The following is a 16195-nucleotide window of genomic DNA, read 5'->3' on the forward strand; positions in this document are numbered from 1 at the left end:
GGAATCGGCGCGATGCAAAACTACGAGTATTTGAAAGTTGCTATACAACAAAAAGGCGTGACTTTCCAACAGGTTGCTGAAGCCTGTGAAATGACTAAGGGATATTTAAGCCAGTTACTTAATCAGAAAATAAAAAGTCCGAGCGCCTCGAAACTTGAGGCATTACATCATTATCTCGGTCTCGAATACCCTTATCGCAATAAAGTCGTGGGGGTTATTTTCGGTAAGTTCTATCCCTTACATACGGGACATATTTATCTGATTCAACGGGCGTCAAGCCAAGTTGATGAGTTACATATCATTATGGGACATGATGAGTCTCGTGATCGGCAATTGTTTGAAGACAGTGCCATGTCTCAGCAGCCGACAACCGCTGACCGGCTACGTTGGTTACTTCAGACGTTCAAATATCAAAAAAATATCCGTATTCACTCCTTTAATGAAGAGGGAGTCGAACCCTATCCTCATGGTTGGGATGTGTGGAGTCAGGAAATTACGGCGTTTATGGCTGAAAAGCAGATCCACGCGCAACGGATCTACACCAGTGAACAAGACGATGCTGAGATGTTTGAACGCTATCTTAATATCGAGACTGTTGTTGTCGATGCACAACGGGTCTTTATGAATATCAGTGGCCATCAGATACGCCAAGATCCTTTCCGCTATTGGGAATATATTCCGACCGAGGTGAAGCCTTTTTTTGTCCGTAGAGTGGCACTACTAGGAGGGGAGTCGAGTGGTAAATCAACACTCGTCAATAAACTCGCAAATATCTTTAATACTACCAGTGCTTGGGAATATGGGCGTGACTATGTCTTCTCGCATTTGGGAGGGGATGAGATGGCGCTACAATATTCTGATTACGACAAAATTGCGTTGGGTCAGGCTCAATATATCGACTTCGCTGTGAAATACGCAAATAAAGTCGCCTTCATTGATACTGACTTTATTACTACGCAAGCCTTTTGCCTAAAATATGAAGGTAAAGCTCACCCATTTGTGCAAGCATTGATCGCTGAATACCGATTCGATCTGGTCATCTTATTAGAAAATAATGTGCCTTGGGTGGCAGATGGCCTACGTAGTTTAGGCAGTTCGGTTGATCGAAAAGAGTTTCAGTCACTACTCATCGACCTATTAACACAGAATGGTATTCCGTTTGTCCATGTCAAAGAAGATGACTATGACAGTCGTTTTTTACGGTGTATTGGCCTAGTGGAACAAGTTTTGCTGAACTCTACGCCTTCGCGCACTGAGTAGTATTTGGGGTAAAGAGTGGTGTAAAAAAATCGTTGAGAGCTAATTCATCGCTCTCAACGAGAAGACTTATTACTTACTCATTTTTTTATACTTCATTCGTTTCGGCTCGAGGGCTTCGTGGCCTAACGTGCGTTTACGATACTCTTCGTATTCGCTAAAGTTTCCTTCAAAAAAGGTCACATTACCTTCATCTTGATAATCAAGAATATGGGTAGCGATCCTATCGAGGAACCAACGGTCGTGCGAGATAACCATCGCACAGCCTGGAAACTCCAGTAAGGCATTCTCTAGGGCGCGTAAGGTCTCAATATCTAAATCGTTGGTGGGTTCATCGAGTAACAGTAAATTACCCCCCACTTGCAGTAATTTAGCTAAATGTAAGCGACCGCGTTCGCCTCCTGACAACTCGCCAACGCGTTTTCCTTGATCAGTACCTTTAAAGTTGAAGCGCCCGACGTAAGCACGGCTTGGCATCTCAAAGTTACCGATACGCATGATATCTTGGCCGCCAGAGACTTCTTCCCATACTGTTTTACTGTTATCCATTGCATCACGGAATTGATCAACGGATGCCAGCTTAACGGTTTCACCCAATGTAATATCACCGGAATCAGGTTGTTCTTGGCCGGATAGCATACGAAACAGGGTGGATTTACCTGCACCGTTGGCACCAATGATCCCTACAATTGCACCTTTTGGAATCGAGAATGATAGATTGTCGATCAGGACGCGATCACCGTAAGATTTAGTTAAGTTATTCACTTCAACCACTTTATCACCCAGACGTGCACCTGGCGGAATAAAGAGTTCACTGGTTTCATTGCGTTTTTGGTATTCAACACTGTTTAGTTCATCAAAACGTGCGAGACGTGCCTTACCTTTCGATTGGCGGCCCTTCGTGCCTTGGCGGACCCATTCCAGCTCTTTTTCGATCGATTTACGACGTGCAGCCTCAGCCGAAGCTTCCTGTGCAAGACGTTGATCTTTTTGCTCTAACCATGAAGAGTAGTTTCCTTCCCAAGGGATCCCCTCACCACGGTCAAGTTCTAAAATCCAGCCGGCAACATTATCGAGGAAGTAACGGTCGTGGGTAATGGCTACGACGGTACCCTCAAAGTCGTGCAGGAAGCGCTCTAGCCACGCCACAGATTCAGCATCTAAGTGGTTAGTCGGCTCATCAAGCAGCAGCATATCCGGCTTTTCAAGCAGCAAGCGACAAAGTGCGACACGACGACGCTCCCCCCCTGAAAGGTTAGCTACTTTCGCGTCCCATTCAGGTAAACGCAGCGCATCGGCGGCACGCTCTAATTGTGTGTTTAGATTGTGCCCGTCATGAGCTTGTATAATTTCTTCAAGCCGACCTTGTTCTGCCGCGAGTTTGTCGAAATCGGCTTCAGGTTCTGCATAGAGTGCATAGACTTCATCGAGGCGTTTCAAGGCGCCGACAACTTCTGAAAGGGCCTCTTCAATTGACTCTCGAACCGTGTGTTCGGGATTGAGTTGTGGCTCTTGTGGAAGGTAACCGATTTTGATACCAGGCTGGGGTCTTGCTTCACCCTCGATATCTTTATCGATACCGGCCATGATGCGTAAGAGCGTCGATTTTCCGGCACCGTTCAGGCCGAGTACTCCGATTTTTGCCCCTGGAAAGAAGCTAAGAGAAATATTTTTTAAAATATGTCGTTTTGGAGGAACAACTTTCCCCACACGGTGCATACTGTATACGAATTGCGCCACGAGATAAGCCTCTTAGTAGTCGTTAAACGTGTTATTTGCTGAGAAGTGTATCTGTTTTCACTGCATATTCACAGCAACAGCGCAGAGGAAAGCGCTATAATCGAGGCGACTGATTGGAAAGCTCAACGAAGTCTTGAAAACATGTTAGCGTAATGACTATTCACTATAGCGACGATAAGGGGTAAAACGTGGCAGACTGGAAGCATTGGGTAGCGGGAATATGTCTTACCGCCGTGAGCTGTACTGCATTTTCTGACTCGTTAGATGAGCAGCGTCAACGCTATAATCAAGTACGTCAAGCCTGGGATGCAAAGCAGATGGATGTTGTGGCTCAGTTAATGCCAACATTAAAAGATTATCCACTTTATCCCTATTTAGAATATCGCCAACTTTCCCAAGATCTCAGCCAAGACACGGCTCTTGGTGTCAGTAACTTTGTGAATAGTTACCCCACATTGCCTGCCGCGAAAAGTTTAAGAAATCAGTTTGTCAGTGAATTGGCTCGGCGTGACGATTGGCAAGGACTGCTTAGTTTTAGTCCACAAGAGCCCCCTACAGACCAAGCGAAATGTAATTGGTATTACGCTAACTATGCGACGGGACATCAACGTCTTGCATGGCAGGGGGCTCATTCTATCTGGATGACAGGACGTTCATTGCCTGCTGGCTGTGATCGGTTGTTTACTGCTTGGCAAAGCAGTGGTGATTTTAACGCAGACCAGTATCTTTCCCGTGTTTTACTTGCCATCAAAGCGGGTAATGATCGCTTGACCAATCAGCTTATTTCACAGTTACCTTCTGATTACGATACGTTAAGCCGCGCACTTAAGGTGCTACAAAACTCTCCTCAAGGAGTATTAACGTTCGCACAAAGCGTTTCACCGACTGAATTTAGTCGTGCGGTAACTATTTTTGCCTTCAATCGCTTAGCACGAGATAACGCCGATCAAGCGCAGGATATGATCCCGCAACTGGTCTCGGCACAACAGATGGATCAACAAGGGACCCAAGCCTTAAAAGAAGCCGTCGCTTGGCAGTTAATGTCTACTGATATCAGCGCGCAGCAGCAACACTGGCGTGATGAAGTTGTCATGGACAGTGAGTCGGAAACCTTATTGGAAAGACGTATTCGTCTCGCGTTAAGCCAGAACGATCGTCGCGGATTAAATACGTGGATTGCTCGGCTACCGATCGAAGCTAAGCAAAAAGATGAGTGGCAATATTGGCAGGCAGACTTGTTGCTAGAACGAGGAAGAAAAGCAGAAGCGGATGATATTCTCCACCAGTTGATGAAAGAGCGCGGTTTTTATGCAATGGTCGCGGCTCAGCGCTTAGGTGAACCCTATTCCCTGCAAATTGATAAAGCACCAGAAGCCGATAGCTCAGTGACACAAGGCCCAGAGATGGCTCGGATCCGTGAGTTGATGTATTGGAATCTCGATAATCTGGCGCGAAGTGAGTGGGCGAGTCTAATTCGTAGTAAAAATCTCACTCAGCAACAAATGCTCGCCAGCTATGCTAATTCTCAAGATTGGTGGGATTTGAGTGTACAAGCGACGATTACTGCAAAAATGTGGAACAGTTTAAAAGAGCGTTTCCCGATTGCTTGGCAAACTTATTTCCAACGTTATGCATCAGGGAAACTCATTCCGACCAGTTTCGCGATGGCAATTTCACGTCAGGAGAGTGCTTGGAATCCGAAAATTCAATCGCCGGTGGGCGCAAGTGGTCTTATGCAAATTATGCCTGGCACCGCCAGCCATATGGTAAGCATGTATGAAATTTCTCAATATAGCGACAGCAGCCAATTATTAGATCCTGAGATGAACATTCAGATTGGTATGCAGTATCTCGATTATGTTTATCGCCAGTTTGATAATAACCGCATTCTTGCCGCTGCGGCTTATAATGCGGGCCCAGGCAGGGTTAATCGCTGGCTAGGGGTAAGCCAAGGACGTTTAGATCCTGTAGCGTTCATTGAGACTATCCCTTTCTCTGAAACACGAAATTATGTCAAAAATGTTTTGTCATACGATGTTTACTATCGATATTTAATGGGCTCACCCGATAAAATCTTCGCAGACAGCGAGTGGAATCGACGTTACTGAGTGTGTTATGCTTCCGTACTCGTTAATGAGTACGGAAGCCATGCTGATGACTATTTCCCAAGATACAACGCTATCGGAGCTAGATTGGTCTCGTTTTGTCGAATTACTTGCGCAGGCTTTCACTTCAGGCCAAGGCGAAGCTTTACTGAATTTAATGCTGACTTCAGACGAGCGCCAGGCATACAGCACTCGTTTATGCATTATCGAAGAACTGTTACGCAATCAGCTCAGCCAGCGACAGCTGAAAGAACAACTAGGCGTTGGTATAGCAACCATTACTCGCGGTTCTAACGGATTAAAATCCGCCTCGCCAGATCTTCTTTCTTGGCTTAGGGAGCAGCTTCTGTGTAAAAAGGATGAATCAGCGGACTAATGGCTAAAATAAGGGCTTGTTGGTAGACAGCACTTCGCGTCAGGATACCCGATGTGATAGCGCCAATTGCGCCGCCCTTATGCTTAATATTATCAATTCCTGTTAGTGTCGACATTAACGGTCCCAATTCTGCCCCTTGCTTAAGCGCTTGTAGGATGGAGGTTGGTAACATGAAACTCGCTGACCGTGACTCGCTGCGTTGAACTCTATTTTCAGCAATAATCCATGCAAAAGCATGATTATTATCGATACCCGCTTCGATTGAAATCCATAACGCTGCATCAGGAGTGCGCTCCTTCGCTGACAATAAACGGTTATTTGCCCCTTGCCAGGTTTCATCATTGGTGAGAGGCTGAGCAGAGACACCACTGGCGACATCAATGCCTTCTATAGAGAGCGGTTGATCAGGAAAGAGTGATTTACAGGCTTCTGATACGGCTAAAATTTTAGCCGGGTTGCGGGTTGCTACGACAACATGATACATAATAGTAGCTCAAGGGCAGTAGAATTTTTTTGATCATATAATGGAAAGGGTTATGCAACAAGTTTTGCTGGTTCGTCATGGAGAAACGCTATGGAATACGGAGCAACGGATACAGGGGCAAAGTGATAGCGGGTTAACGGAACAGGGAATACAACAAGCGAGACAAACGGGACAACGACTCCAAAAAGCAGGAATAACTCATATTATTACCAGTGATTTAGGTCGTACTCAGCAAACTGCAGCGATTATCGCTGAGTATTGTGGCGGTATCTTAATGACTGATGCCCGGTTACGAGAAATCAACATGGGTGTATTGGAAGGTCGAGCTCTTACCAGTTTGACGCCAGATGAAGAGCAGTGGCGAAAATCACTATTAAATGGTGATCCCGCAGGGCGGATACCTCAAGGAGAAAGCATGGAAGAGCTAGCTCAACGAATGCGTGGTGCTCTTGATGCCGTTCGTACCTTACCCGCGGGGAGTCAGCCACTGTTGGTCAGTCATGGTATTGCCTTGGGGTGCTTGTTAGGGACTTTGCTCGGATTACCTGCATGGGCAGAGAGACGTCTGCGATTACGAAATTGTTCGGTCTCCCGTGTCGATTATCAATCAAGCTCATGGTTAGCGGAAGGGTGGATTGTCGAAAGTACGGGTGATATTGCCCATCTTAACGCACCTGCGCTTGATGAAATGAAAGCATAACAATTTTCCCGGGCTCGGCCGGGAAAATACCCTGTTATGCGCTTTTTCTGATAGGGATTAGATAATCACAGCGAATATCTGCTGTGGTTAACCCCTGAGGAGTATAAAAACGCTCAATATCTTGGCCAGAACGGCGTGTCAAGTTCAAGGTAGGCATACAGGTACTGTATAGGACAAGGATAAAGTCTTGTAGTCCCTCTTTTAACCCATCGTAGCTGAACTGTACGTAATCGCCACCCTGTAGAGTAATGACCTCAACAGAATCAAGCGTTTTTGCGAAATGATCATCTGCGATAGCTGTCGTGTAGAGAATTTCTTGCTCATCCTCTTTATCCATACTGCTACGAACTTGATGGAGTCCATACACGACATCGGGAATATTGCTTTTGGCATTATGAAGAAACTGTTGCCAGAAATGTTTTCGCATTTCAGCCCGATGGTTAGAAATTTGTTCTAAAGTACAGGTGTAACACTGAGTGTGCCCATAAAGTTTTATTTCAGGCAGGTTAACCATTGTCGGTTGTGGCATAGAGAAAGCTCCCATCCGAATAGGTGGGCGCAGGCCAAACGATGACCAGTCTAATGCTCGGCGATAACTCGCGGGTGTTTGGGTAAACTGTTTTTTAAAAGCACGTGTAAAGGTTTGTTGAGAGTCAAAGCGATATTGTAGCGCAATATCAAGAATTGGCCTTCCTGTTAATCTTAGCGCAACCGCCGCCTTAGAGAGACGTCGCGAACGTATGTAAGCACCAATAGCGTGACCTGTGATATTTTTGAACATACGCTGTAAATGCCATTTGGAGTAGCCTGCTTTGTGGGCAACATTATCGAGTGACAATGGCTGGTCCAAATGACTCTCTAACCAAACCAATAAGTCTCTGATAATTCCAGCTTGGTCCATACTAAATCCTCTTATCCATTGGCAGGTTGAGCCGTTTTGAGCGATGTATTATACGCTAGATTTCAATTTTCTGAATCTATTGCCAGCTATTATTGAAGCTATTAATATCAATATTTGTCCACGTAGTCATATTCAATAAAATAACTTAACGTTATTATCACTTTTAGTTATTTAATGCTTCTTTTATTAAGGTAATCAATTCGATGAATATTCGATATTCTGCACGTTATTTTAAGCGTCTATTAGCTGCTTCTCTGCTGATACTAACCGTCGCCCCACAAGCCGCTAACAGTGAGGAAATTGGCTCAGTCGATACCACATTTAAAATATTGGGAGCGAATCATAAAATTGTCATTGAAGCATTCGATGATCCCGATATCAGTAACGTGACCTGTTACCTGAGTCGAGCAAAGACTGGGGGAATCAAGGGAAGTTTAGGATTGGCGGAAGATACGGCTGATGCGGCGATTTCTTGTCATCAAGTAGGGCCAATTGTGGTACCTGATGCGATTAAAGCGGGTAAAGAAGATGGTGACGCGGTATTTAAGCAACGAACTTCTCTGATTTTTAAGAAGTTACAAGTTAACCGTTTCTACGATAAGAAAAGAAATACGTTGGTGTATCTGGCTTATTCTGATCGGGTCGTTGATGGTTCTCCGAAAAACGCGTTGAGCGCAGTACCAATTATGCCTTGGCATTAAAGAGACAGCCCAGAAAGTCTGGGCTGTGTTAACGTAATCGTATTACTGGTCAATTTCACCGCAGAAACGGTAACCTTCACCATGTATTGTTGCGATGATTTCTGGTGTACCCGGTGTTGACTCGAAATGCTTACGAATACGGCGAATTGTAACATCCACGGTACGGTCATGGGGTTTGAGATCACGACCAGTCATTTTTTTCAGTAATTCAGCTCGAGGCTGAATTTTCCCAGGGTTTTCGCAGAAATGTAACATTGCTCTAAATTCGCTGCGTGGCAATTTATATTGCTCTCCTTGCGGGCTTATTAAAGAGCGACTATTAATATCAAGCACCCAGCCATTGAAGCGATAGTTTTCAACGTGCTTTTGTTCTTCTTGGCTTGGCGCAAGATTCATAGTGCGTGATAAAAGATTACGCGCGCGAATCGTTAATTCCCGAGGGTTGAACGGCTTAGTAATATAATCGTCGGCACCAATTTCCAGTCCGAGAATTTTATCAACTTCATTGTCGCGCCCGGTTAAAAACATCAGTGCAACACTTTGTTGCTCACGAAGTTCTCGGGCCAGTAATAGACCATTTTTACCGGGTAAATTGATGTCCATAATGACTAAGTTAACAGTATGCTCGGTCAGCGCTTGATGCATTTCTGCACCATCTGTTGCTTCATATACGGTGTAACCCTCGGCTTCAAAAATACTTTTGAGAGTGTTACGAGTGACTAACTCATCTTCGACGATAAGGATTTGTGGGATCTGCATGTTTTGCTACCTAAAATTTGCCAACGAAATTGATACAAGGCCACAGCGCTGATGTTGTGTAGAGTGAGTTAAATCAATTAATGCTGGGCGATGACGTACTGGGTTCGATATTTTGATTTTTAGCACGGACAATAAACATTAATAAATAACCAAAATTCTCTATTTTATGTTTAGTTAGCCAATAGGTTGTGAACCTATCCTAACGCCTTTAACACTCAGCTAACAGCGTGAATAACATTCAGGAAGCAAATAAATGTGCTTCGTTGACTTATATCAAAGCTAAGTGTAGCACGTTAACAGTTGTATGAAAAATGACTATTTTGTTTTCCTTTACTAGTAGAATCAGTAACTTCTGTTTTAACTTCATAAAAAAAACCCCACAATTCTGTAGGTTGCTTACATGGTACCGATTCCTGCAATCGATAGGAAAGGGGGCATGATTGGTGAAAAAATTAACAATATCCTCACCTTTACTAGCGATGTTGAGACGACTAGCCAAGGGAAATGGAGAGGTCTATGATAGCGACTTGCTGAGAACTGAAGGTCTATACATGTTTTTTCCAATAATTTTAGTCGCCCCTGCCCGTGCAGAAAATGTGGGTGCAGCCGCGCGTGCCATGAAAACGATGGGATTCACTCAGTTAAGGATCGTGAATAGCCAAGTTCATCTTGAACCGGCTGCCCAATGGACAGCACATGGTGCCACCGATATTTTAGATAATGTTGAAACCTTTTCGACGTTACAAGAAGCCTTAGCGGATATTGATTTTTCTATTGCAACTACGGCACGAAGCCGAGCTAAATTTCGTTATTATGCGACGCCCACCGAAGTGTTAGAGCAATTGAGTGAGAAACGTCAATGGATGAATCGATTTGCATTAGTGTTTGGCTGCGAAGAGAGTGGTCTGAGCAATGCTGACCTGGAGTGTGTCGATTTACTCACCGGCATACCGATGGCTGTTGATTATCCTTCTCTAAATTTGGGGCAAGCCGTAATGGTCTTTTGCTATCAACTCTCATCGCTACACTTACAAGCAGAGGTTGATAATGAAGAGACTCCATCGCAGCCATTGAGAGCTTTACGCGAAAGAATTTCACATTTACTCGATAAAATTGATGTTAGCAACGATCAAAAGTTGGTGGATTGGCTTGATCAACGGCTAGGATTTGCACAATCGAGAGATACAGCAATGCTACATCGCTTAGTTCAAGATATTGAAAAAAAGCTATCGAAATAAAGTTCTGTAAAGTAGGTGATTTTAAGATTTTAATCTTGCGTTGATCGATAAGGCTACTGTTTTAGCTAACTGATAATCGCTTTTTAAGTGTTTCTGCACGATTTTCGATCAGGGTTTATAGAATAAATTCGTTGACTTAACGTGCAGTTTGCTTTACTTCTGTTACCGACAGATTTCCAAGACAGACAAATAGAGAAAAAATGCGTACAACCAGCCTGAACATTATTATTACAATTACCACCATTACAACAGGTAATGGTGCGGGCTGACGCATAACAGGAAAGATAGAAAAGCCCGCACCCTATTCAGGTGCGGGCTTTTTTTTTGAAATAAATTCAGGAGCTAGAGCCCCATGCGTGTACTGAAATTTGGTGGAACCTCAGTTGCTAATGCAGAACGTTTTCTTCGCGTAGCTGAGATTATTGAAAATAATGGACAACAAGAACAGGTTGCGACCGTACTGTCTGCCCCAGCTAAAATAACCAATCATTTAGTGGCTTTGATTGAGAAAACGATTGTTGGTCAAGATACCAGTGAAAATCTCGCGGATGCACGTCGTATTTTTGATGAATTATTAGTAGGGCTTTCTGCCGTTGAACCGAATTTTGATTTAGCGGCGATGCAATTTGTTGTACAACATGAATTCGCACAGCTTGAACAAGTTCTTTTGGGAATTAGTCTGCTACAGCAATGTCCAGACAGTATTAATGCCGGAATTATCTGCCGTGGAGAAAAACTCTCCATTGCTATTATGCAAGCGCTACTTATTGCACGTGGGCATCAGGTGAGTGTTATTAACCCTGTTGAAAACCTACTGGCACAAGGCCATTATTTAGAATCTACCGTTGATATTGCTGAATCAACTCGACGTATTGCCGCGCGGGAAATTCCTCGCTCGCATTATATTCTTATGGCGGGCTTTACCGCGGGTAATGAAGCGGGGGAATTAGTCGTACTAGGGCGTAATGGTTCCGATTATTCTGCGGCAGTACTTGCAGCCTGTTTGCGTGCAGATTGTTGTGAGATCTGGACCGATGTTGATGGCGTTTACACTTGTGATCCTCGTCAAGTTCCTGACGCTCGGTTATTGAAGTCAATGTCCTATCAAGAAGCGATGGAACTGAGCTATTTTGGTGCCAAAGTTCTCCATCCACGGACTATTTCACCGATTGCCCAATTTCAAATCCCTTGTGTGATAAAAAACACGGCTAACCCACAAGCACCTGGTACGCGTATTTCAGCTCAAGGTGGCGAAGATAAAACGCCGGTTAAGGGAATTACTAACCTTAATAATATGGCGATGTTCAGCGTTTCTGGACCAGGTATGAAAGGGATGGTCGGGATGGCAGCGCGAGTTTTTGCTGTGATGTCACGCAAATTTATCTCGGTTGTCTTAATTACCCAATCCTCATCCGAATACAGTATTAGTTTTTGTGTCCCACAAGCGGAAATGCTGCATGCCCGTCGTGCACTAGAAGAAGAGTTTGTGCTTGAGCTCAAAGAAGGGCTACTTGATCCTATCGATGTGACCGAAAAATTAGCCATTATCTCGGTTGTTGGCGATGGTATGCGTACCTTACGTGGAATTTCTGCGAAATTCTTTTCCGCCTTGGCTCGTGCTAACATCAATATCGTTGCTATTGCACAAGGCTCGTCTGAGCGTTCTATTTCCGCGGTAGTTAGCAATGACAGCGCAACAACCGGTGTTAGAGTCGTACATCAAATGCTTTTTGCGACCGATCAAGTGCTTGAAGTTTTTGTTATCGGCGTTGGTGGGGTCGGTAAGGCATTACTGGAGCAACTTGAGCGTCAGCAAAGTTGGCTAAAGAAAAAGCATATTGATTTACGCGTTTGTGGTATCGCAAATTCGAGCAAAATGCTGACTAATGTTAATGGCATTGATCTGGCCACGTGGCAAGACGACTTGGAAGGCGCTGAATATCGCTTCTCATTAGATTATTTAACACAACTGGCAAAAGACTATTATTTGCTTAATCCGGTTATTATTGATTGTACATCTAGCCAATCTATGGCGGATCTTTATGCCGACTTTTTGAAACAAGGTTTCCATGTGGTTACGCCAAATAAGAAGGCCAATACCTCTAGTTGGAAATACTATCAAGAGTTACGTGCTGCTGCAGAAAAATCACGACGCAAATTCCTCTATGATACTAACGTCGGCGCAGGGTTACCGGTTATTGAGAATCTACAAAATTTACTCAATGCAGGTGATGAGCTGGTGGAGTTTAACGGCATTCTTTCAGGCTCTCTTTCGTTTATTTTTGGTAAATTAGATGAAGGGATGAGTCTTTCAACCGCTACCAATTTAGCACGCGAATTAGGTTTCACAGAACCCGATCCACGTGATGACCTCTCTGGCATGGACGTTGCGCGTAAGCTGCTGATTTTAGCTCGTGAAGCCGGTTTATCGTTAGAGTTATCAGATATTGAAATTGAACCAGTATTACCAAAACGCTTCCTCGATTTACCAGATGCTGAAAGTTTCATGCAACAGTTACCTGAATTGGATGAACACTTTAAAGAGCGTTTAGCTCAAGCACAGTCGCAAGAGAAAGTTTTACGTTTTATCGGTTCCATTGATGAGTCGGGCAAATGCCGTGTGGCATTAGGCGAAGTTGATGCCAATGATCCACTGTATAAAGTAAAAAATGGTGAGAATGCATTAGCCTTTTATACCCGTTACTACCAGCCTATCCCGTTAGTATTACGTGGATACGGTGCCGGTAATGACGTGACAGCGGCTGGTGTGTTTGCTGATTTATTAAGAACGCTATCATGGAAGTTAGGAGTATGAGCGTGGTAAAAATCTATGCACCTGCCTCAATAGGTAATGTCAGTGTCGGCTTTGATGTGCTTGGGGCTGCGGTATCGCCTATCGATGGTTCGTTATTAGGCGACTGTGTTACGGTTGAGGCCGCTGAGAACTTTTCGCTGAAAACCCTGGGTCGTTTTGTCCGTAAGTTGCCGACAGATCCAGAACAAAATATTGTATACCAGTGCTGGAAACTCTTCTGTGAAACTCTCGGTAGAGAAATACCTGTTGCTATGACGCTGGAAAAAAATATGCCGGTTGGTTCAGGACTAGGATCAAGTGCCTGTTCTGTTGTCGCAGCATTGGTGGCAATGAATGAATTTAGCCAATGCCCATTAACCGACCACCAGCTACTCCTTCTAATGGGGGAGCTAGAGGGGCGCATTTCAGGGAGTGTACACTACGATAATGTCGCTCCTTGTTTCTTAGGCGGCTTACAACTCATGCTAGAAGAGCAGGGGATTATCTCGCAATCAGTCCCTGCTTTTGACGAGTGGTATTGGGTAATGGCATATCCGGGAATCAAGGTCTCTACCGCAGAGGCTCGCGCTATCCTACCCGAAAATTATGCGAAGGCAGATATCGTTCGTCATGGTCGACTCTTGGGAGGGTTCATTCATGCCTGCCACTCTCGACAACCTGCACTGGCGATAGCCATGATGCAAGATATTGTTGCTGAACCTTATCGCACACAATTATTACCAAAATTCGCTGAGGCGCGACAACGCTCCTTAGCAGCGGGTGCGCTCGCTTGTGGAATTTCTGGATCTGGGCCAACGCTTTTTGCCGTTTGTGATACGTTATCGGCCGCAGAACACGTTAAAGAACAACTCGTTAACCATTATCTGCAAAATGATGAAGGTTTTGTCCATATTTGCCGACTGGATACTGCCGGCGCACGTAAACTGGGATAAATGATGAAACTCTACAATCTTAAAGATCACAATGAACAAGTTAGTTTCACTCAGGCCGTTAAACAGGGATTAGGATCTCAACAAGGACTCTTTTTCCCCCATGAGGTCCCTGAAATAGAATCTACTGTGATCGAAGAGTGGCTCTCGCTCGATTTTGTGACGCGTAGTAGTAAAATTTTATCTGCCTTAATTGGTGATGAAGTTTCTGAAGAGGAATTATTCCAGCGCGTTAGCACGGCATTTACTTTTCCAGCCCCCGTTAAAGCGGTTTCTGACAATGTGGCAAGTTTAGAGTTATTTCACGGCCCCACCTTGGCGTTTAAAGACTTTGGCGGTCGTTTTATGGCGCAAATGTTAGCACTGGCCAAGCAGCCTGATGAAAAAATTACGATTCTTACGGCGACATCCGGTGATACCGGCGCTGCTGTTGCCCATGCTTTTTATGGTATGGAAAACATTAATGTCGTGATTCTTTATCCAGAAGGTAAAATCAGTCCACTTCAAGAAAAGCTATTTTGTACGCTAGGCGGTAATATTACTACGCTGGCTATTGCTGACGATTTTGATGCTTGTCAAAGCCTGGTGAAGCACGCCTTTGATGACCAAGAATTGAAAAAAGCGATTGGTCTCAACTCGGCTAACTCAATCAATATTAGCCGTTTATTAGCTCAAGTATGCTATTACTTTGAAGCGGTCGCACAGCTTCCTCAAGAGAAACGTAATCAGTTAGTGATTTCTGTTCCGAGTGGCAATTTTGGTGACTTAACCGCCGGCTTAATTGCGAAAGCGATGGGCTTACCCATTAAGCGCTTCATCGCGGCGACCAATGCTAATGATACAGTACCGCGCTTCTTAGCATCCGGACAATGGACCCCAAATAAAACGGTCGCGACCTTATCCAACGCCATGGATGTCAGTCAGCCTAATAACTGGCCTCGGGTTGAAGAGTTATTCCGCCGTAAAAACTGGGCATTGAACACATTAGGTTACGGTGCGCTAAATGATGAGCAGACACGTGCTGCAGTTCGTTCATTGGCGAGTCAAGGCTATGTATCCGAGCCACATGCTGCAATTGCATGGCAAGTGTTGACCGAACAGCTGCAAGAGGGGGAATATGGACTATTTCTTGGAACCGCTCATCCAGCGAAATTCAAAGAAAGCGTCGAAGATATTTTAGGTCAGACGTTGCCACTTCCTGAGCCTTTAGCGGAACGGGCTGATTTACCGCTGTTATCGAAAACGATTTCCGCCGATTTCTCCGTATTGAGAGAGATTCTTTTAGACAGTGTTAGTCACAATTAATATGGTAAGGCGGACAAATGTCCGCCTTAATTATTAGGCCTCGCGGCGACAAAACACCATTTCATGTTCTGTACTACGTTGAGGGTCATAAAAATATCCCTCCATAGCAAACTCAGTTAATTTTTCAGGCTGAGTTATGTTGTTCTCAATAATAAAACGACACATCATGCCACGCGCTTTTTTGGCATAAAAACTGATGACTTTGAAGTTACCGTTCTTTTCATCAAGAAATACAGGCTTAATAAGTGTTGCTTTGAGCTTTTGCGGCTTAACGGCTTTAAAATACTCATCGGAAGCTAGATTGATTACCCACTGCTCATTCTGCTCGGTCAGTGTTTCATTAAGTTGTGCCGTGATAGTCTCCCCCCAAAACTGATAGAGATCCTTGCCTGCCGCATTCGCCAGTTTTATTCCCATTTCTAATCGATAAGGTTGCATTAAGTCCAGCGGGCGTAGCACGCCATAGAGACCAGACAATATTCGTAAGTGCTGCTGAGCAAAATGAATATCTGCTTCAGATAACTGGTTGGCTTGTAACCCGGCATAAACATCGCCCTTGAAAGCAAACAGAGCTTGACGTGCATTTTCCGTTGAGAATGGTGTCGACCATTGATTAAATCGGTCAGCATTTAAGTGGGCGAGTTTATCGCTAACATGCATGAGTGACGCAATATCAGATGGAGAGAGCTTTTTCGCTATATCGATTAATTGCTGAGAGTGTTTGAGCAGTTGCGGCTGAGTATACTCAGACATGGCAACGGGTGATTCATAATCCAGCGTTTTAGCAGGAGAGATAAGCATTAGCATGGTGCGATCCTCAGTGTGTTCAGCATCGAATGACAATATCTTGCCAGTGTAACAAATAAGTTGCACAAATCGACAAAT

General features: G+C 44.4%; 14 protein-coding genes and 1 other annotated feature. Of the genes, 9 read left to right on the top strand and 5 right to left on the bottom strand.

Annotated elements, in window-relative coordinates:
* Nucleotides 1-12: 12 nt before the first annotated feature.
* Nucleotides 13-1260 carry a multifunctional transcriptional regulator/nicotinamide-nucleotide adenylyltransferase/ribosylnicotinamide kinase NadR gene (gene nadR / locus HGT73_RS01770; protein ID WP_214211935.1) on the top strand — a complete coding sequence of 416 codons (1248 nt, stop codon included), beginning with the start codon at nt 13-15 and terminating at the stop codon, nt 1258-1260.
* Nucleotides 1261-1329: 69 nt separating this feature from the next.
* On the opposite strand, the gene ettA is transcribed toward nadR, so the two are convergent.
* Nucleotides 1330-2997 carry an energy-dependent translational throttle protein EttA gene (gene ettA / locus HGT73_RS01775; RefSeq protein WP_214211936.1) on the bottom strand — a complete coding sequence of 556 codons (1668 nt, stop codon included), beginning with the start codon at nt 2995-2997 and terminating at the stop codon, nt 1330-1332.
* A 188-nt stretch (nt 2998-3185) separates the two neighbouring features.
* Here ettA and sltY point away from each other — a divergent pair, with 188 nt between their 5' ends.
* Together sltY and trpR are read left to right on the top strand one after the other, a co-directional pair.
* Nucleotides 3186-5105 (top strand): murein transglycosylase, encoded by a 1920-nt coding sequence (gene sltY / locus HGT73_RS01780; RefSeq protein WP_214211937.1) that lies wholly within the window; start codon nt 3186-3188, stop codon nt 5103-5105.
* A gap of 46 nt (nt 5106-5151) precedes the next feature.
* Complete coding sequence (gene trpR, locus HGT73_RS01785; protein WP_244968400.1) at nt 5152-5478, top strand: trp operon repressor; 327 nt, start codon at nt 5152-5154, stop codon at nt 5476-5478.
* Here the strand turns inward: trpR and yjjX are convergent.
* Nucleotides 5435-5962: an inosine/xanthosine triphosphatase gene (gene yjjX, locus HGT73_RS01790; protein ID WP_214211939.1), complete on the bottom strand. Its 528-nt coding sequence runs from the start codon at nt 5960-5962 to the stop codon at nt 5435-5437. The genes trpR and yjjX overlap by 44 nt on opposite strands.
* Nucleotides 5963-6014: 52 nt before the next feature.
* On the opposite strand from yjjX, the gene gpmB reads away from it, so the two are divergent.
* Nucleotides 6015-6662: a 2,3-diphosphoglycerate-dependent phosphoglycerate mutase GpmB gene (gpmB, locus tag HGT73_RS01795; RefSeq protein ID WP_214211940.1), complete on the top strand. Its 648-nt coding sequence runs from the start codon at nt 6015-6017 to the stop codon at nt 6660-6662.
* 34 nt (nt 6663-6696) lie between these two features.
* Here the strand turns inward: gpmB and robA are convergent, their stop codons facing one another.
* A complete protein-coding gene (gene robA, locus HGT73_RS01800) occupies nt 6697-7563 on the bottom strand; it encodes an MDR efflux pump AcrAB transcriptional activator RobA (RefSeq protein WP_214211941.1) in 867 nt (288 codons plus the stop codon).
* 203 nt (nt 7564-7766) lie between these two features.
* Here robA and creA point away from each other — a divergent pair, with 203 nt between their 5' ends.
* The gene (creA, locus tag HGT73_RS01805; protein WP_214211942.1) at nt 7767-8264 is read left to right on the top strand and encodes a protein CreA; all 498 of its coding nucleotides are present in this window, start codon (nt 7767-7769) and stop codon (nt 8262-8264) included.
* A gap of 42 nt (nt 8265-8306) precedes the next feature.
* Here creA and arcA read toward each other — a convergent pair whose 3' ends face one another.
* Entirely contained in the window at nt 8307-9023 is a 717-nt protein-coding gene (gene arcA, locus HGT73_RS01810) for a two-component system response regulator ArcA (protein ID WP_214211943.1), read from the bottom strand.
* Between the two features lie 551 nt (nt 9024-9574).
* On the opposite strand from arcA, the gene HGT73_RS01815 reads away from it, so the two are divergent.
* The 4 genes from HGT73_RS01815 to thrC all read left to right on the top strand — a co-directional run bounded on the left by HGT73_RS01815 (nt 9575) and on the right by thrC (nt 15310).
* The gene (locus HGT73_RS01815; protein ID WP_214211944.1) at nt 9575-10261 is read left to right on the top strand and encodes a tRNA/rRNA methyltransferase; all 687 of its coding nucleotides are present in this window, start codon (nt 9575-9577) and stop codon (nt 10259-10261) included.
* A gap of 207 nt (nt 10262-10468) precedes the next feature.
* Nucleotides 10469-10587: a sequence feature (Thr leader region), on the top strand.
* Between the two features lie 26 nt (nt 10588-10613).
* Nucleotides 10614-13076, top strand: coding sequence for a bifunctional aspartate kinase/homoserine dehydrogenase I (gene thrA, locus HGT73_RS01820; protein ID WP_214211945.1), 2463 nt, complete (start codon nt 10614-10616; stop codon nt 13074-13076).
* A gap of 2 nt (nt 13077-13078) precedes the next feature.
* On the top strand, nt 13079-14008 hold the full coding sequence (thrB, locus tag HGT73_RS01825) for a homoserine kinase (protein ID WP_214211946.1): 930 nt from the start codon (nt 13079-13081) through the stop codon (nt 14006-14008).
* Between the two features lie 3 nt (nt 14009-14011).
* The gene (gene thrC / locus HGT73_RS01830) at nt 14012-15310 is read left to right on the top strand and encodes a threonine synthase (RefSeq protein ID WP_214211947.1); all 1299 of its coding nucleotides are present in this window, start codon (nt 14012-14014) and stop codon (nt 15308-15310) included.
* A 33-nt stretch (nt 15311-15343) separates the two neighbouring features.
* Here the strand turns inward: thrC and yaaA are convergent, their stop codons facing one another.
* A complete protein-coding gene (gene yaaA, locus HGT73_RS01835; protein ID WP_214211948.1) occupies nt 15344-16117 on the bottom strand; it encodes a peroxide stress protein YaaA in 774 nt (257 codons plus the stop codon).
* Nucleotides 16118-16195 lie beyond the last annotated feature (78 nt).

Origin of the sequence: Rosenbergiella australiborealis, from assembly GCF_018494035.1 — a bacterium.
GTDB classification, from domain to species: domain Bacteria; phylum Pseudomonadota; class Gammaproteobacteria; order Enterobacterales; family Enterobacteriaceae; genus Rosenbergiella; species Rosenbergiella australiborealis.